Genomic DNA, 17,725 nt, shown 5'->3' on the forward strand with positions numbered 1-17,725 from the left:
GGACGTGGTTCTGCGCACGCTTGTGCGCCATTCGCCGCGCCGCGCGACGGGTGGCCGGACACACCGGCCCACCGTGTCCCGATTCGACTCCTGTCCACTATCGAAAACTTAATTCCCGAAATACACGCCCTTCGGCCCGCTCATCGGCTGCAGCATGCCGCCTGCTTGCGACGAACCGCTCATCGGCGCGCCATACCCGCTTGTATCGGCGACCGGCTGGATCTGCGCGACGGTCGGGTTCTGTGCCTGCACACGGTGCTCGGCGGCCTGGATGTCGGCCGGGTAGCTGACGTCGTTCGAGGTGGCCGGGTTGTAGCCAGCGTGTTCAATCTGGATCAATTCGTTGCGAACATCCGCGCGCGTCACGGGTTGCTGGCTCGCCTGCGCGAACGCGACGACCGGAGCTGCGAGAACGGCTGCAATTGCGACTGCCTTGATGAGCGATTTCATGATGACTTACCTCCAGACCTGGTTTTCTTTGCATCGCTTTCCACATAAAGTGCGAAGCGAATGGATTCAGTCTAGTCACCAGAATGCCACGGGAAAACCCTAAATTTAACGATACATAATTGCTTGATTCGCAAGATTTCCCGGAAGTTACCGGAGCGATGCGATTTAAATTTCCCTTTCCAGTAATAATTGTCGGCGTCGTAATCTGATGCGTCTGATGTTTCGAAAATACGTCTGATCTGAGCGGCTTTTACCACGACCGAGGGCGCTGGCAGTCGAATTTGCGCGTGTTTTTCATGCACCGGAATGCGGCATCAACAGCAGTTTTCGCGGGCCGCTGACGAACACGCTGCCCGGTTCGAAAAACCGCAGCGGCCGATGCATTTCGCGCGACAAGCCGATGCGCGTCGTCACGCCGATCGGCGTGTCGCCCCGCTCGATCACGCCGATCCAAAGACCGCGTCCCGTGCAAAGATCGCGGCCGTCGAATGTCGGGCCGATCCCGAACGCCATCGTCAAACGGCCCGGACCGCGCGCGAGATCGCGCAGCGGCACGCCGGGGCGCCGCGCTTCCATCAGCGGCAACCCTTCGAGCGGCTCGACCGCGCGCAGCAGGATGCCGGCGCCGATCTCGTGCGCTTCAGCGGACATGTTGAGCATGTACGACAGTCCATAGGTGAGCCGCACATACGCATGACCGGGCGCGAGAAACATCGCTCCGTTATGCGGACGACGGCCGATAAACGCATGACTGGTGGGATCGCCGAGCGGGTAAGCCTCGGTTTCGACGATCCGCCCGCTCATGCGCCCTTCCGGCAGATCGTGCACGAGATATTTGCCGACCATGAAGCGCGCCAGTGCGACCGTGTCGACCGGTAAATCGTCGCGGCGCAACGGCGCGATCGGAAGCAATTCGTGTCGCATGCGTGTCGGTCCCCATTATCGAAATTCGATCGACGAAGTTTCAAATGAATGCCCGCGATCAGTATGCGCAGATTATTCCCAAAGGTTGGGAAAGCCACGCCGAAAGCGGATTAAAGATCACGCAAAACCTGAATCAAGTAAGTGATACCACGACATCGCCCTGTTTTCATCGGTCCATTCGTTGTGCCAAAGCCTCATTTCGAGGCAGCGCGGCCTCAACATGGCACTAATTGTTGTATTGTTCTCTCCTGCCGGCAGTCAGCCTTTGCCGGGTTGCGCACGCTTGAACACGGCCCGAATCGGCATACGGATTGAAAGCTTTCGCGCGGCGCGCATGACCGTTCCTTTCAGATTTGATCCCGTCTTACTCGTTGGTGTAGCAGACCGTCCCCATCCGGGGACTGCGTACTTATGACAATAGGAGAAAGTTGAATGAAAGCATTCCCGGCAATGAAGATGATCGGCGGCGCGCTGATCGTTCTGGCGTCCCTCAATGCCTATGCGCAAAGCAGCGACGCTGCAGCGCCTGCGGCCACGACGGCGGCGCCGACGGCCAAGGAGACCAAGGCGGCTAACCGCGCCTTGCAACGCAAGGTCCGCGGCACGCTGGCGAAAACGAAGGGCGTGAGCGTGGCGAACATCACCGTGCGCGCGCGTGACGGTGACGTGACGCTGGCCGGTTCAGTGCCCGAACAGTCGCAACTCGACATCGCGACGAAAGCGGCCCAAGGCGTGCCGGGCGTGAAGTCGGTCAAGAATGCGCTGACGATTCGTGCGGAAGGCGGCCAGTAACCGGATAGCTTTGCTGTAGGGAAACAGGTGGGCGCCAGTGTCCGGCTACGCGGCATTGGTGCCCCCGATCGGTGTCGAAGCGGTTGGTCCGGCGCCGTACCCTGCGAATCGGCCGACCCGACTCGCGCGCGCCCGGCGCAAGCGTCATCCATCCCAGTCACACCGCACACCAGCCTCGCAGTTCTGCGCAGGCGATCTTTCTCCACGAATCTTCTTCCTTTGCGTCGCGACGAGCCCGCCGCCCGGGGGCATCATGACGTCTGCCGCCAATGCCGCGCCAGAACGCTAGCGAAATCACGATCGCTGAAAATTATCCCTTATAATTTAATATGTTACGAATTATTGTTGATACATTGATTTAACAATATGCCCGCTTCGATCCGGGACAATGCCGCGCCGCCCCAGTCATTGACAAGCATCTAAAGGAAGCCCGCATGACCGCACCCACGCCTGTCCTTCCCCGCTGGACCCTGGTCGCGCCCTGTATCGCCTGGCTCGTGCTCGGCGCCGCGTATGCGATGCCGGGCAACGCGCTGCTGCTCGCGCTGGTCGGCGTGGCGCTATGCGCGGCGGTGTTCACCGCGGTGCACCACGCGGAAGTGGTCGCGCATCGCGTCGGCGAGCCGTTCGGGACGCTGGTGCTGGCAGTGGCGGTGACCGTCATCGAAGTAGCGCTGATCGTGTCGGTGATGCTGACCTCCGGCCCCGAAAAGGCCGGCCTCGCGCGCGACACCGTGTTCGCGGCAGTGATGATCGTGTGTAACGGGATCGTCGGTCTCTGCCTGCTGGTGGGTGGCCTCCGCCATCTGGAGCAGGACTTCCAGAGCCGCGGCGCGGCCGCCGCGCTGGCGGTGCTCGCCTCCTTGTCCGTGCTGACGCTCGTGATGCCGAACTACACGACCACCAGCGTGGGTCCGATCCTGTCGGCTTCGCAACTGGCGTTCGCCGGGATCTCGTCGCTGGTGCTGTATTGCGTATTCGTGTTCGTGCAGACCGTGCGCCATCGCGATTACTTCCTTGCCGGCGTGCCCGACGAAGACGTGCATGCCGCGCCGCCGAGCGTCGGCCTCGCGCTCACGAGCAGCGTGCTGCTGCTGGTGTGCCTCGTCGCCGTGGTGCTGCTCGCGAAGGTGCTGTCGCCGGTCGTGGAAACCGCGGTGCAGAATGCGGGCGCGCCACCGGCGGTGGTCGGGATCATCATTGCCGCGCTGGTGCTGTTGCCCGAAGGCCTTGCCGCCGTGCGCGCGGCGCGCGCCGACCGCTTGCAGAACAGCCTGAATCTCGCGCTCGGCTCGGCGCTGGCCAGTATCGGCCTGACCATTCCGACCGTCGCCGGCGTGTTCCTGTACACCGGGCAGCCGCTCGTGCTCGGCATCAACGGCAAGGAGACCGTGTTGCTGGCGCTGACGCTGGTGGTTGGCACGCTCACGCTCAGCACCGGACGCACGACGATTCTGCAAGGCGCCGTGCATCTGTCGCTGTTCGCGGCCTATCTGTTCCTGTCGTTCGCGCCTTGAAGCGGCGGCCGGCGTGCGGCCTCTTCGCTGCTGCGCGCCGCTCTACTCCTGCCAATGCGCCGCGATCCAGTCGCGGAACAGGTTCAGCTTCTGCTGATGCGCGACTGAGTCCGGATACACGAAGTAGTAGCGCCAGCCGGTCTTGAGCACGGTGTCGAACGGCCGCACCAGACGCCGCGCCGCGACATCCTCGTCGATCAGCGCAAGGTCGCTGATCGCGACGCCGAAGCCCTGCAACGCGGCGTTGGTCGCCATGTCGAGCGTATCGAAGCTCGGGCCATGTTCGGCGTCGATCGTCGCGGAGTCGACGGCATCCGTTTCGCCCACCTTGGCGAGCCACATCTTCCAGTCGCGATGATCGCGCGTGGGATGCAGCAGCGTATGGCGCGCGAGGTCCGCCACCTGCGCCAGCGGCTTGTCCTTCAGCAACTCGGGCGCGCATACCGGCGTCAGGCGCTCCTCGAACAACGGCACGGTCTGCACGTCCGCACCCGGTGACGACGCGTAGATGATCGCGGCGTCGAACGGCTCGCTCTGGAAATCGACGGCGTGTTGCCAGGTCGTCGTGATCTGCACGTGCAGATCGGGATATTCGGTCTGGAAACGCATGATTTTCGGCAGCATCCAGCGCATCACACAGGTCGGCACCTTCAGTGCGAGATCGGTGCGTTGCCGGGTCAGACGCAGCGAAATCTCCTCGATGCGGGCAAAGCTCTCCTTGACCGCGGGCAGCAGCATCTCGCCTTCGGCGGTCAGCGTCAGGCCTTTCGCGTGCCGCCTGAAAAGCGGGAACTTGTAGTAGTCCTCGAGCGCGATGATCTGCCGGCTCACTGCGCCTTGCGTCAGGCACAAGTGATCGGCGGCGCGCGTAAAGCTGCGATGGCGCGCGACGGTTTCGAAAATCTGCAGCGCGTTGAGCGGCGGAAGGCGTCGCATCGGGGTATCCAGAATCAGAAAAAGTCATTGCGCGGGCGGCGCGGCGCGAGTCGCCGGCACACCCGCCAAGCCCACAGGATACGCGATCCGAAATTGCCGCACGAGGGGCGAATACGCGATCGCGCATGCATTCGGCTCATGGCGCCGTCGGCCGGACAGCGCTCCGCGGCCCTTTTCGCACCGGCGCGGGGCGAAACGCTGTGTGCGCCGCACCAGAACCGAGCTTTCCTCATGGCTCGCTGGCGATCACATCAGCGCGCCATGCATGGACGTTAACCCGTATGCGCCACTGAATCGGCGCTCCCGCCGAACGAACGCCGCCACCACCACCCGTCACCCGAGCATCGACGCATGAGCTTACGTCATGCCGCCCATGCGCATATTTCGTTTGTTGAGGGATTTTGGCAAACCTAGAGTGCATCAACGCGCGGCACATCCGGGCAACCAGCAGGCAAACCGGCGAGGCACGGCAACGCAAGCCGGCGCAGCGGCAGCGGTCACTAGCGAATCTCACCAGGCAACAGGCGTTCATCACAGGAGACCGCCATGCAAGACATCAAACGGACCAGAAGGCACGTCATCAAGGCGATCGGCACGGCGCTGGCGGCGTCCACGTTGCCGATGCCGTTCATCAACCTGCGCGCCCAGGAGCAGAACTTCAGCGGCAAGACGCTGCGCCTCCTGACCTGGTCGGACGACACCGGCGCGGCCGCGCTGCGCAACATCGCCGCCACCTTCACGGCGAAGACCGGCGCCAAGGTGATCGCCGATCGCGCCGACGGCACCTCCGGCATGGTCGCCAAACTCAAGGCCGCAGGCGAGCGCCCGACCTACGACGTGATCACGCTCGCCGGCGTCGGCGCGGCGGGTCTTGGCGACGCGGGTCTGCTGATGAAGCCCGATCTCGACAAGCTGCCGAACCTCAAGGACGTCGCGCCGCAATACCGCACCGGCGCGAACGGCTTCGGCGTCGGCTATCTGCTGTGGTCGGACGGGTTGATCTACAACACGGCGACGGTCAAGAATGCGCCGACCTCGTACGAAGCGCTGTGGGACCCGAAGTACGCCGGCCGCGTGTTCCTGCCGCCGCCCGAATGGGCCGAAGCGGTGGACCTCGCGATCATCGCCGCGAAGATGAACGGCGGCTCGCAACAGAACATCGAACCGGGTTTCAAGAAGCTGATGCAGCTGAAAGACCACGTGATGACGCTCGGCGAGAACCCGAACCAGGTGGCCGACCTGTTCCGCACCGGCTCGCTCGATATCGGCGGCATCTATTCGCCGGCCTTTTTCCCCGACCAGATCCGCAAGCCCGAGTACAAGATGGCCGTGACCTACGGCATGAAGGAAGGCTTCGCCACGCAGCTGATGTTCACGGTGATCCCCAAATCGCACCCGGGCGACAGCGATCTGATCCACGCGTTCATCAATCACTCGCTCGACGCGGGCGTGCAAGGCCGCATGGCCGCCGACGTGCTGAACGGCCCGGTCAATTCGAAGGCGGTGATTCCTGCCGCCAGCCGCGCATTCGTGCCGAGCCCGCAGCAGATCGCCGAGAAAGCCGTGCTGCACGACGACAAGGCGCTCGCCGTGGTGCAACCGGCGTGGATCAAGCGCTACACCGAAATCTTCTCGGCATGACGGCGATGCTCGCGCGCTTTTCACGGCGTGCTTCGGCGGCGTCGGAGCCGGGTTTGGAGCCGCAGGCGGAGTTGGGTGCGGCGCCCGGCACGCCGCCGGACCAACCGGCCGCCACCGCGCTGGCGAAGGCGCGGCCGTGGCTGCTGCTCACGCCGATCCTGCTGTTTCTCGCGTTGCTCGGCGCGGCCGCGCTGGTCGTGCTGCGCATGAGCTTCGGCACGCCGGGCAACGAATGGCGCGGCTTCACGCTGCAAAACTACGCGGATCTGCTCGACGGCTACTTCATCAAGTCGCTCTGGCTCACGTTGCGGCTCGCGTTTCAAAGCATGATCTGCGCGGTCGTGCTGGCGATTCCCGTCGCGCTGGCCATGGCGCGCACGAAGTCGCGGCTCGCGCGCAGGCTGCTGCTCGCCGGCGTGCTGCTGCCGCTGCTCGTCAATCTGCTGCTGCAAGGCTACGGCTGGCTGATCATTCTCGGGCCGGCCGGACTGCTCAATCACGCGTTGCTCGCGAGCGGCCTCGTAGAGCGTCCGGTGATGTGGTTGTATCGCGAGCATGGCGTGTTGCTCGGCCTGATCCAGACCGCATTTCCGCTCGCCGTGCTGCCGCTTTCGAGCGCGATGCGCGCCGTTTCGACCGCGTATGAAGAAGCCGCGGCGACGCTCGGCGCAACCCGCTGGCAAACGCTGCGTCACGTGTTGTTGCCGCTCGCGATGCCGGGCCTCGTGTCGGGCGCGCTGCTGGTGTTCGCGTACAACGCGAGCGCGTTCGCCGTGCCCCTGCTGCTCGGCGGACGGCGCGTACCCATGCTCGCCGTGCTGGTCCACGACCAGGTCGCGCCATTGCTCAACTGGCCGGCGGCATCCGCATCGGGTGTCGTTCTGATGGCCGCCACGCTTGCCGTGATGGCGGTTTCGCAGCGCCTCGTGCGTCGCACGCAGCGTCTCGCCGAGGAGCCCCACGCATGAGCACGCCGCTTCCCACCCCGCGTCTGCCGGGAGATTCGCCACGCCTGCCGCGTTTCCCGTTCCCGCCGCGTCTGTCGAGCATCATGCCCGGCCAGCTCGGCCGCGCCACCGCGCTGTTCGCCGCGATCGTGCTGTTCCTCGCCGCGCTGCCCATCCTCACGATGATCACGATGTCGTTCAGCGCGGCCGACACGCTCGAATTTCCGCCGCACGCGTACAGCCTGCATTGGTATCGCGCCGCGTGGCACAGCTTCGTGTCGCCGGATGCGAGCGACTCGCTGTCGATGGGCGCCGCGTTGACCACAAGCCTCGTCGTCGCGCTCTCGACGATGCTGATCGCCACGCTCGTCTCGGTGCCCGCCGCCTACGCGCTGAGCCGCTACCGCTTTCGCGGCAAGCCCGCGGTCGAACAACTGGTCGCGCTGCCGCTCGTTTATCCGCTGGTGATGCTCGGCCTGTCGCTGCTGCTGGTGTTCAACGTGCTGCCGGTCGAACTCGGCGTGTTCCGCCTGATCATCGCGCATGTGATTCTGGCGCTGCCGTTCACGGTGAAAAATTGCGCGGCGTCGGTCGCGTCCATCGGCCCGGAGTTCGAGGAAGCCGCCTGCGTGATGGGCGCAAGTCCCGGCCGCGCGCTCGTCGACGTGATCCTGCCGCTGATGCGCCCCGGTATTCTCGCCGGCATGCTGTTCGCGTTCATCGTGTCGTTCAACGAGTTCACGGTGACCTTCTTCCTGTACGGCATCGATACGATGACGCTGCCGGTGTGGCTCTACAGCCGCACGGTGTCCTCGCTCGATCCGACCGTGTTCTGTTTCGCCGTCGTCATCGTCGTGATCGACTTCGCGCTGATCTGGCTGCTCGAAAAGCTGATCGGCGACGAAGGGGTCGCACTTTGAGCGCGCCGCTCATTCATCCACTGCGCGCGCGCATGACGTCACTTTGCTGGAGCATCCGATGACCCATCTGACCTTGCAGGCCGTGACCCGCCGCTTCGGCGCGGCGCATGCCGTCGACAGCGTCGATCTGAGCGTGCCCGACGGCAAGCTGGTGTGCTTTCTCGGCCCGTCCGGCTGCGGCAAGACCACCCTGCTGCGGATGATCGCCGGCCTCGAAACGCCCACTTCGGGCAGCATCCATTTCGCGGGCCGCGACATCACCCGGCTGCCGGCCAATCAGCGCGACTTCGGCATGGTGTTCCAGTCGCTCGCGCTGTTTCCGCATATGACGGTCGCGCAGAACGTCGCGTATCCGCTGAAGCTGCGCAAGACCCCGAAGGAGCAGCAGACGCGCCGCGTGGCCGAACTGCTGGATCTGATCCAGTTGCCGCATATGGCGAACCGGCCGGTCACGCAGCTCTCGGGCGGCCAGCGCCAGCGCGTGGCGATTGCGCGCGCGATCGCGTCGCAGCCGAAATTGCTGCTGCTCGACGAGCCGCTCTCCGCGCTCGACGCCAAGCTGCGCGAAGCGATGCAGGTGGAAATCCGCCTGTTGCAACAGCGCCTGGGCATCACGACGATCATGGTCACGCACGACCAGCGCGAAGCAATGACGATGGCCGATGAAATCGTCGTGATGGAGAAAGGCCGCATCGCGCAGGTCGGCAAGCCGCTCGACATCTATCGCGATCCGGTCAGCGAGTTCGTCGCCGACTTCATCGGCCTCGGCAATATCCTGCCTGTCACGTACGATGGCGGTGGCGGCGTGAGCTTGCCGGGCGGCCGGCGCATCGCGCTCGCGCAGAGCGCGCGCGTGCCGCAGTCCAGCACCGCGATCCGCTTGCTGATCCGGCCGGAAGACATCTGCGTGAAGACGGCGTCGACCGCGTCGGCCGCCGCCGACGCCGCCGGACCGAACCGGCTCGCCGGCACCGTCACGTTCATTCGCGACGTGGGCGCGTCGCTCGAAGCGACGATCGACTGCGCGGGCTTCACGCTGACCGCCGCGACCACGCCGCGCGAAACGCCGGGGCTCATGCTCGGCATGCCGGTGCTCGCGGAATTGCCGCCGCACGCGTGCAAGCTGATCGCAGTGCGTTCCATGCATTGAGCGCCGCCGCATTGACTCCGCTTACCGCAACCCATTCCAATACCCACGCTTTCGACAGAGGACACATCATGAATCAGCGCCCCGTTGCTCACTCGCAGACCCGCCGCGTGTTCGCCACGCTCGCCGCCGCGCTCGCCTTCACCGGCGCCGGCGCACTCTGCGCATTGCCGTCGGCCGCGCATGCCGATGCGCTCGACAACATCGCGAAGTCGGGCACGGTGCGCATCGGCGTGTTCGAGGACTATCCGCCGTTCGGCTCGATCGGTCCGGACATGAAGCCGATGGGCTACGACATCGACGTCGCCAACCTGATCGGCAAGACGCTCAACGCGAAGGTCGAACTCGTGCAGGTCACGGGCGACAACCGCATGGCCTACCTCGCCGACCACAAGGCGGACATGCTGCTGTCGGTCGGCCAGACGCCGGAGCGCGAAAAGGTGATCGATTTCTCGCAGCCCTACGCGCCCTACTACCTCGCCGTGTTCGGTCCGAAGTCGCTGCCCGTGAAGAACGCCGCCGACCTCGCCGGCAAGTCGATCTCGGTCGCGCGCGGCACGCTGGAAGACCTGAGCGTCACGAAGATCGCGCCGCCCTCGGCCAACATCAAACGTTTCGACGATCCGAACGGCGCAATTTCGGCGTTTCTTTCTGGTCAGGTACAGTTGATGGTAGTCGGCAACGACGTCGGCGCCACGATTCTCGCGCGTCATCCGGCCAACGATCCGGAGCAGAAGTTCTCGCTGTTCAGCTCGCCTGATCACGTCGGCCTGAACAAGAACGAGCCGCGCCTGAAACAGAAAGTCGACGAAACGATTGCCAAGGCCCGCAAGGACGGCACGATGAACGCGATCTCGCAGAAATGGCTGCGCGCGCCGCTGCCCGCGGATCTTTGATTTTTTCGCACGGAGTTTGACCTTACGATGAGCGCGACGCCATGACCTATGCGTTCGATTTCAGCGGCTTCGGCCTCTATGCGGGGATGCTCGTGCGCGGCGCCGCCGTGACCCTCGGGCTCACCGCGGTCTCCACGGTGCTCGGCGGCCTCGTCGGAATCGGCGGCGCGAGCATCGCGGTGGCCGGGCCGAAATGGGCGCGCTGGGTGGTGGCGAGCTACGTGGAGCTGATCCGCAACACGCCGTTCATCGTGCAGCTGTTCTTCGTGTTCTTCGGCTTGCCGAGCCTCGGCATCCATATCGACGAAATCCAGGCCGCGATTCTTGCGATGACCGTCAACCTCGGCGCGTACGCGATCGAGATCGTGCGCGCCGGCATCGATTCGATTCCGCGCGGCCAGGTCCAGGCGGCGCAGGCGCTCGGCCTGCATGGGCGGCAGGTGTTCCGCCACGTCGTGCTGCCGCAGGCGATCGCCAACGTGTTTCCCGCGCTGTTGAGCCAGGTGTTGATCGTCATGCTCGGCTCGGCGGTGGTGTCGCAGATCTCGGTGCCCGATCTGACCTATGCGGCCAACTTCATCCAGTCGCGCAACTTCCGCTCGTTCGAGAGTTACGTGATCATCACCGCGACCTATCTGCTGATGTCGATCGTGTTGCGGCAGATCCTCAACCGCTTCGGGCGCGGCCTGTTCGCGGGCCGTGTCGCGCGCGGCAACGACAGCGCGCCGCGCAACTGGCGCAGCCGCCTGATGTGGCGCGGCGCGCGCACCCTGCCGACGGAGCGCTGATCATGATCGAATTCACGCTGTGGGACATCGCCCGCAATCTGTTGCTCGCCGCCCGCTGGACGGTGCTGCTGTCGTTGATCGCGTTCGTCGGCGGCGGTGTGGTCGGGCTGCTGCTGCTCGCGATGCGCGTGTCGCCGATCGCGTGGCTGCGCCGCATCGTCGTGCTGTATGTGGAAGTGTTTCAGGGCACGCCGCTCCTGATGCAGCTGTTTCTCGCGTTCTTCGGCTTGCCGTTGCTCGGCGTCGACGTGTCGCCATGGGTCGCGGCGGCCGTCACGTTGACGCTTTATACGAGCGCGTATCTGGTCGACATCTGGCGCGGCTGCGTCGAAGCGGTGCCGCGCGGCCAGTGGGCCGCGGGCGCGAGCCTCGGCATGACGTTCAGCCAGCAGTTGCGCTACATCGTGTGGCCGCAGGCGCTGAAGATCGCCGTCGCGCCGACGGTCGGCTTTCTCGTGCAGGTGGTCAAAAGCACGGCGCTCGCGTCGATCATCGGCTTCACCGAACTGACCAAGACCGGCACGATGATCACCAACGCCGCGTTCCGGCCGTTTCCGATCTACGGGATGGTTGCAATGATCTACTTCGCGATGTGCTTCCCGTTGACGTGGTACGCGCGCGTGCTCGAAAAGCGGCAGAAGGTCGGGCAGCATCGCTGAAGACATGGCGTGCGCGAGTTGTCCTCGGCACGCGCATCTGTAGAAGAGCGGCGACCGTGTTGTGCACGGTTGCCGCTTTTTTCGCGCCTTTTGGCACTGCCCGACAGCGCTGCACTAACGCCTGACGCCTAACGCGCCGCCTGCGTCGACTTGCGCAGCTTCGCCACGTCAGCCGCCGTGACCGCCGGTGCGCCGTTGTTCCAGCCGGCCCGCACGAAGGTGAGCACGTCGGCGATCTGCTGGTCGTCGAGCACCGGCGCGAACTTCGGCATCGGATAAGGCGCAGGCACGCCGCCGACCACGAGGTCCTCCGTGCCGTTCAGCGTGACGTTGATCAACGACGACGGGTCCTTCTCCAGCACGTTCGGATTGCCGGCCAACGGCGCCAGCATCGGCGCGAAGCCACGGCCGTCGACGCCGTGACAGTGCATGCAATAGGCCGTATAGACGCGTGCGCCGGCATCGTTCGCGGGACGGTTCAACGACACTTTGGTCGCCTGCGGATCGAACGTATAGGGCGGTGCGCCGCTGCCGCCCGCTGGCGGCATTGACTTCAGATACGTCGTCATCGCCGCGATGTCGGCGTCGCTCATGTGCTGCGTGCTGTTGTTGATCACACTGGTCATCGAGCCGAACGCCGACGCATGGCGATTCGCGCCGGTCTTCAGGAACGCCTGCAAGTCCTGATCGTTCCAGCGGCCCAGCCCGACATTGTGCGCGCCGGTCAGATTCGCCGCGAACCAGCCGTCGAGCAGGCCGCCGGTGAGGAACGCGCTGCCGCTCTCATCGAGCGCCTTCTCCTGGAACGCGATGCCGCGCGGCGTATGGCACGACCCGCAGTGTCCGAGCCCCTGAATCAGATACGCGCCGCGATTCCATGCGGCATCCTTGCCCGGCTTGTCCTGATACGCGCCCTTTTCCAGGAACGCCATGTTCCAGAACTTCAGCGGCCAGCGCATGTTCAACGGCCATTTGATGTCCGGCTCGCGGTTCGCCTGCTGCACCGGCGCGACGCCGCTCATGAAAAACGCGTACAGCGCTTTCATGTCGTCGTCGGTGATCTTCGCGTAGGACGGATAGGGCATCGCCGGGTACAGGTTGTGGCCGTCCTTCGCGACGCCTTCGCGCATCGCCTGCGCGAAGTCCTGCTCACTGTAGCCGCCGATGCCGGTGCGCGCATCGGGCGTGATGTTGGTGGTGTAGATCTGGCCCATCGGCGTATTCATCGGCAGGCCGCCCGCGAATGGCTTGCCCTTCGGCGCCGTGTGACAGGCGACGCAGTCGCCGAGCTTCGCCAGATACGCGCCACGTTGCACCAGCGCCTGGTCCGCCTGCGCGGCCGCATGTACCGGCGCTTGTCCGATGAACGGTAGCGCCACGCACAATGCCGCGCCGAAACCCTTCAGTGTGTTTTTCATGTCCCGGGCTCCCGTCACGCGGTTTTCAACTGGCTGCCGACCGGCAATTGCCGCAGCCGCTTGCCGGTGGCCGCGTAGATCGCGTTGGTCAACGCGGGCGCAAGCGCCGCCGTGCCGGGTTCGCCGATGCCGCCGGGCGCCTCGCTGCTCTTCACGATATGCACGTCGATCGGCGGCGTCTGATTGATGCGCAGCATCCGGTAGTCCGTGAAGTTGTTCTGCTCGACGCGGCCGTCCTTGATCGTGATCTCGCTGTAGAGCGCCGCCGTGATGCCGAAGATGATGCCGCCCTGCACCTGCGCTTCGATCGTGTTCGGATTGACCACCATCCCGCAGTCGACCGCGCATACGACGCGCTTGACCGCGACCTCGCCCTGATCGACCGCGACCTCGACGACGATCGCGAAGAAGCTGCCGAATGCGTGCATCACCGATACGCCGCGCCCTTGTCCGTTCGGCAACGCGTTGCCCCAGTTCGCGGCCTGCGTGGCGGTGTTCAGCACATTCAGCGCGCGCGGGGTTTTCCCCAGCAGGTCCTGCCGGTATTTCACCGGGTCGATCTTCGCCTGCGCGGCGAGTTCGTCGACGAAGCTCTCCACCACGAAGGTGCCGCGTGTCGGCCCCACCCCGCGCCAGAATGCGGTGGGCACCGCATGCGGTTCCTGGCGCACGTAGTCGATCAACTGGTTCGGCAGATCGTATGGCAGGTCCGAGGCCACTTCGACGGCGTCGGGGTCGAGCCCGTTCTTGAACGCGGGCGGCGCGAAGCGCGCCAGGATCGACGAACCGACGATCCGATGCTGCCACGCGACCGGCTTGCCGTTCGCGTCGAGCCCGGCGGAAATCCGGTCGTAGTAGTACGGCCGGTACATGTCGTGCTGGATGTCTTCCTCGCGCGTCCACACCACTTTCACCGGTGTCGACACCTGCTTGCCGACCTTGACCGCCTGCGTGACCATGTCGAATTCGAGCCGCCGGCCGAAACCGCCGCCGATCAGATGGTTATGCACGACGATCTTTTCGGCGGGCAGGCCCGTGACCGCCACTGCTGCATCCACCACACGCGTCGGCACTTGCGAGCCGAGCCATATCTCGCAACCGTCGGCGCGCACGTGCACCGTGCAGTTGACCGGCTCCATCGTCGCGTGCGCGAGGAACGGCTGCTGATATACGGCGTCCACGCGCGACTTCGCGTTTGCAAACGCCTGGCCGACGTCGCCTTCCTTGCGCGCGACCGCGCCGTTACGCTGCGAAGCACGGGCGAGGTCGTCGACGATCTGCTGCATCGAAAGGTTCGCGCCCGCGCCTTCGTTCCATTTGATGTCGAGCGCCTGCACGCCGCGCTTCGCGGCCCACGTGTGGTCGCCGATCACCGCGACCGCGTTGTCGAGCTTGACGACCTGGCGCACGCCGGGGATCTTCTTCGCGTGGGTATCGTCGACGCTCGCGAGCGTGCCGCCGAACACCGGGCAATTCGCGATCGCCGCGTAGACCATCCCGGGCACGCGCACATCCAGTCCGAATAGCGCGGTGCCGTCCACTTTCTCCGGAGAATCGAGGCGTTTCACCGGCGTGCCGATCAGTTTGAAATCTTTTGGGTCCTTCAGCGGCACGTTCTGCGGCGCGGGCAGCGTGGCCGCGGCCTCCACCAGTTGACCGTAGCCGATGCTGCGATTGCTGGCCGCGTGGATCACCTGCCCTGCCTGCGCATGACAGCTCGCCGGATCGACCTGCCATTGCTGCGCGGCCGCGTTGACCAGCATGATGCGAGCGGTGGCGCCGGCGCGGCGCATCGGCTCCCATGCAAAGCGGATCGATGTCGACCCGCCGGTCAGCTGACCGCCGAGCAGCGGGTCCATGAAGAGCTTTTCGTTGGGCGGCGCGTGGTCGAGCGTGACCGCGTCGAGCGGCACTTCGAGCTCTTCGGCGATCAGCATCGGGATCGACGTATAGACGCCCTGGCCCATCTCGACTTTCGGAATCACCAGCGTGACCTTGCTCGCGGTGTCGATCTGGATGAACGCGTTCGGCGCGAACACGCCGCTTTGCGGCGCTTCCACCGCGTCGCCGCCGATCACCGATTTGCCGGCCTTCTGATCCTGGCTCGCGGCCGGCATGCTGAAGCCGAGCAGCAAGCCCCCGCCGGCTGCCGCGCCGACCGTCACGCTGAATTTCAGAAAGGCGCGGCGCGAAAGGGTGCCCGCGCCGCCAACGCCCTCTTTCGACGGCTGCGCGCCGTTCTGTGCATCGAGCAGTCCCTGGGACATGTCAGACTCCCTTCGCGGCTTGCCTGATCGCCGCGCGGATCCGGTTGTACGTCCCACAGCGGCAGATGTTGCCGGCCATCGCGGCGTCGATATCCGCATCGGTGGGATTGGGGTTGCCAGCGAGCAGCGATGCCGCCGACATCACCTGCCCCGACTGACAGTAGCCGCATTGCACGACATCCAGTTCACGCCAGGCCTGCTGCACCTTCTGCCCCGCGGGCGTGCTGCCGACCGCTTCGATCGTGATGACTTTCCTGTCGCCGACCGCCGCCGCCGGGAACACGCACGAGCGCACCGCGACGCCATCGAGATGCACGGTGCATGCGCCGCATTGAGCGATGCCGCAACCGAACTTGGTGCCGGTCAGGCCGACGAGATCGCGCAACACCCACAACAGAGGCATGTCGGGCGGCGCGTCGACGGTATGGGTCTGACCGTTGATGTTGAGCGTTGTCATAAGCGGCTCCGGGTGGGACTTATTGTTGGTGACGCTGTTTAGGCAGAGCAGTCGAACAGGAATGGAAAAACACGCTGTGTTTGTTCGACTTGGCAAACTAATCCGCGATGCGCTTGGACTGCGGTTGCGACGGCGCATGATGCGCGGCGTGCATGTGCCGAAAGTGACCGGCAAATTGTAGCCGTGGAAAAAGAAGTTTGCCGTGAAGGGGCGCGCGGCCGGTTCGCGCGACAACCGCTGCCGCCGCCTGCCTCACGCGACGTTCAAACGGAATTCGATTCATGCGTTACCATCGCCGCATCAACGCGAGCCGATTGCCCGGCTCGACCCGGCCCGACACTCCGAAGGAGCAGCACGATGAACGACCAGCAATGCACTCAATTCCTGTCGGACATTCGCCGGCCGTTGCTGGCGCTGCACAAGGCCATCCTCGATCACGAACGCGCGATGTATGAAAAAGAGTTCGGTCCGGTGACGCCCGCCGCTTTTTTGCAGGTGCTGATCAACGGTTCGGGTTTCCGCTGGCTCACGCCGCTTTCGACGGTCATTGCGAGCGTCGACGAAATCCTCGACGACAAGGAAGCCGACGCCGCCGACCGGCTCGCCGCAGCCGAAGCCGTCACCGGTCTCTTCTCGTCCGATCTGCCGGACAATATGTTTCTGCCGCGCTATCTGCCGTTGTTGCAGGCCGACCCGGCGATCCTGCATCAGCACGGCCAGGTGTCGCAACTGTTGCGCGGCGTTCAGAAGAAGTAAGTGGCGAGCGCGGCGGTGCTTGCGCCGCCCGCTCCCGGATTTCCTCACCGTTCAGATCGCAGGATTCTGAGCGACCGGGCAACGCTCTTCAAACACTGCACTCGCTTGCGGCCGCTCGATTACCAGGCTTGTCTGCGGTAGACGACATAAAAAACACCGTATTTCAGGCCAATTTATCTTCGACTCGCAACAGTGCGGGTTACGCGCGCCATCGAGCCGCGCATTCAAGCGCCCCGTTTCCGAATTTGCCTGGTTTTGCTGACTAAAACAAAGGTGAGCTTCTGCGGGAGAGGTTGCATGCCGCTCGAACACCGCCTACGAAAAGCCGCGCAGCACGCAACGCGCGGCCCTGTTAAGGTAAGCGGACTTCATTGCGAATGCTCACCGCCATGCAAGCCTGGCCGCTCCCCGAAAGCTATACGTTCCGCGATCAAACCGTGCGCTACAAGGTGACCGGCACGGGTCCGCCGCTGGTGCTGGTTCACGGCACACCGTTCTCTTCGTATGTGTGGCATCGGATCGCCGCGCATCTCGCGCCAGTGCGCACCGTGTATTACTACGACCTGCTCGGCTACGGCCAGTCGGAGCAGCGCGACGGACAGGATGTTTCGCTCGGCATTCAGAATGTGCTGCTCGCGGAACTGCTGGCGCACTGGAAACTGGCGAGCCCGGATGTCATCGCGCATGACTTCGGCGGCGCGACCTCGTTACGCGCGCATCTGCTCGACGGCTGCGAGTACCGCAGTCTCACGCTGATCGATCCGGTGGCGCTCGCGCCATGGGGCTCGCCATTCGTGCGGCATGTGCGCGAACACGGCGACGCGTTTGCCGGACTGCCGCCTTATATTCACGACGCGGTGGTGAAAGCGTATGTGCGCGGCGCGATCGCCCGCGAGATTGCGGATGCCGAGCTTGCGCCGTACGTGGCACCCTGGCTTGGCGCCGCCGGACAAGCCGCGTTCTATAGGCAAATCGCGCAGATGGACCAGCGCTACACCGACGAGGTTCAGGCGCGCTACCCGCACCTGCGCTGCCCGGTGCAGATTTTGTGGGGCGAACAGGATCAGTGGATTCCGCTCGAACGCGGCCGAGAGCTGGCTGCCGCGATTCCCGCAGCGCGCTTTCAGGCGGTGCCGAACGCCGGCCATCTGATGCAGGAAGACGCGCCGGAAGCGATCGTCGCCGCGGCGCTGCGGTGGTTCGATTGACG

General features: G+C 64.8%; 17 protein-coding genes. 11 read left to right on the forward strand and 6 right to left on the reverse strand.

The window, feature by feature from the left end; all coding sequences use genetic code 11:
• Positions 1–108: 108 nt before the first annotated feature.
• On the reverse strand, positions 109–450 hold the full coding sequence (locus tag FVF58_RS24330; RefSeq protein ID WP_149672382.1) for a DUF4148 domain-containing protein: 342 nt from the start codon (positions 448–450) through the stop codon (positions 109–111).
• 294 nt (positions 451–744) lie between these two features.
• The gene (locus FVF58_RS24335; RefSeq protein WP_149672383.1) at positions 745–1,374 is read right to left on the reverse strand and encodes a DNA-3-methyladenine glycosylase; all 630 of its coding nucleotides are present in this window, start codon (positions 1,372–1,374) and stop codon (positions 745–747) included.
• Between the two features lie 432 nt (positions 1,375–1,806).
• Between FVF58_RS24335 and FVF58_RS24340 the strand changes: the two genes are divergently transcribed.
• Both FVF58_RS24340 and FVF58_RS24345 read left to right on the forward strand, forming a co-directional pair.
• The gene (locus FVF58_RS24340) at positions 1,807–2,166 is read left to right on the forward strand and encodes a BON domain-containing protein (protein ID WP_149672384.1); all 360 of its coding nucleotides are present in this window, start codon (positions 1,807–1,809) and stop codon (positions 2,164–2,166) included.
• A gap of 434 nt (positions 2,167–2,600) precedes the next feature.
• Complete coding sequence (locus FVF58_RS24345; protein WP_149672385.1) at positions 2,601–3,683, forward strand: calcium:cation antiporter; 1,083 nt, start codon at positions 2,601–2,603, stop codon at positions 3,681–3,683.
• Between the two features lie 42 nt (positions 3,684–3,725).
• Here FVF58_RS24345 and FVF58_RS24350 read toward each other — a convergent pair whose 3' ends face one another.
• A complete protein-coding gene (locus tag FVF58_RS24350; RefSeq protein ID WP_149672386.1) occupies positions 3,726–4,619 on the reverse strand; it encodes a LysR substrate-binding domain-containing protein in 894 nt (297 codons plus the stop codon).
• 546 nt (positions 4,620–5,165) lie between these two features.
• On the opposite strand from FVF58_RS24350, the gene FVF58_RS24355 reads away from it, so the two are divergent.
• The 7 genes from FVF58_RS24355 to FVF58_RS24385 all read left to right on the forward strand — a co-directional run bounded on the left by FVF58_RS24355 (position 5,166) and on the right by FVF58_RS24385 (position 11,617).
• Positions 5,166–6,260, forward strand: a complete 1,095-nt coding sequence (locus tag FVF58_RS24355; protein ID WP_149672387.1) for an ABC transporter substrate-binding protein — start codon at positions 5,166–5,168, stop codon at positions 6,258–6,260.
• Positions 6,257–7,228: an ABC transporter permease gene (locus tag FVF58_RS24360; protein ID WP_149672388.1), complete on the forward strand. Its 972-nt coding sequence runs from the start codon at positions 6,257–6,259 to the stop codon at positions 7,226–7,228. Before FVF58_RS24355 ends, FVF58_RS24360 begins: the two co-directional genes overlap by 4 nt.
• A complete protein-coding gene (locus FVF58_RS24365) occupies positions 7,225–8,127 on the forward strand; it encodes an ABC transporter permease (protein WP_149672389.1) in 903 nt (300 codons plus the stop codon). The genes FVF58_RS24360 and FVF58_RS24365 overlap by 4 nt, the downstream gene beginning before the upstream one ends.
• Positions 8,128–8,185: 58 nt before the next feature.
• Complete coding sequence (locus FVF58_RS24370; RefSeq protein ID WP_149672390.1) at positions 8,186–9,277, forward strand: ABC transporter ATP-binding protein; 1,092 nt, start codon at positions 8,186–8,188, stop codon at positions 9,275–9,277.
• A 68-nt stretch (positions 9,278–9,345) separates the two neighbouring features.
• Positions 9,346–10,170: a transporter substrate-binding domain-containing protein gene (locus FVF58_RS24375; protein ID WP_149672391.1), complete on the forward strand. Its 825-nt coding sequence runs from the start codon at positions 9,346–9,348 to the stop codon at positions 10,168–10,170.
• Positions 10,171–10,211: 41 nt separating this feature from the next.
• Positions 10,212–10,958: an amino acid ABC transporter permease gene (locus FVF58_RS24380; protein WP_149672392.1), complete on the forward strand. Its 747-nt coding sequence runs from the start codon at positions 10,212–10,214 to the stop codon at positions 10,956–10,958.
• A gap of 2 nt (positions 10,959–10,960) precedes the next feature.
• Positions 10,961–11,617: an amino acid ABC transporter permease gene (locus FVF58_RS24385; RefSeq protein ID WP_149672393.1), complete on the forward strand. Its 657-nt coding sequence runs from the start codon at positions 10,961–10,963 to the stop codon at positions 11,615–11,617.
• A 128-nt stretch (positions 11,618–11,745) separates the two neighbouring features.
• On the opposite strand, the gene FVF58_RS24390 is transcribed toward FVF58_RS24385, so the two are convergent.
• From FVF58_RS24390 to FVF58_RS24400, 3 genes are read right to left on the reverse strand one after another with little or no spacing between them, the layout of a single operon-like run.
• Positions 11,746–13,035 carry a c-type cytochrome gene (locus FVF58_RS24390; RefSeq protein WP_149672394.1) on the reverse strand — a complete coding sequence of 430 codons (1,290 nt, stop codon included), beginning with the start codon at positions 13,033–13,035 and terminating at the stop codon, positions 11,746–11,748.
• A 14-nt stretch (positions 13,036–13,049) separates the two neighbouring features.
• Positions 13,050–15,302 carry a xanthine dehydrogenase family protein molybdopterin-binding subunit gene (locus FVF58_RS24395; RefSeq protein ID WP_149672395.1) on the reverse strand — a complete coding sequence of 751 codons (2,253 nt, stop codon included), beginning with the start codon at positions 15,300–15,302 and terminating at the stop codon, positions 13,050–13,052.
• Between the two features lies 1 nt (position 15,303).
• Positions 15,304–15,759: a (2Fe-2S)-binding protein gene (locus tag FVF58_RS24400; RefSeq protein WP_149672396.1), complete on the reverse strand. Its 456-nt coding sequence runs from the start codon at positions 15,757–15,759 to the stop codon at positions 15,304–15,306.
• Between the two features lie 357 nt (positions 15,760–16,116).
• Between FVF58_RS24400 and FVF58_RS24405 the strand changes: the two genes are divergently transcribed.
• Positions 16,117–16,515: a hypothetical protein gene (locus FVF58_RS24405; RefSeq protein WP_149672397.1), complete on the forward strand. Its 399-nt coding sequence runs from the start codon at positions 16,117–16,119 to the stop codon at positions 16,513–16,515.
• Between the two features lie 389 nt (positions 16,516–16,904).
• On the forward strand, positions 16,905–17,723 hold the full coding sequence (locus FVF58_RS24410) for an alpha/beta fold hydrolase (protein ID WP_149672531.1): 819 nt from the start codon (positions 16,905–16,907) through the stop codon (positions 17,721–17,723).
• Positions 17,724–17,725: the final 2 nt, after the last annotated feature.

This window comes from Paraburkholderia panacisoli (assembly GCF_008369935.1).
Lineage (GTDB): Bacteria > Pseudomonadota > Gammaproteobacteria > Burkholderiales > Burkholderiaceae > Paraburkholderia > Paraburkholderia panacisoli.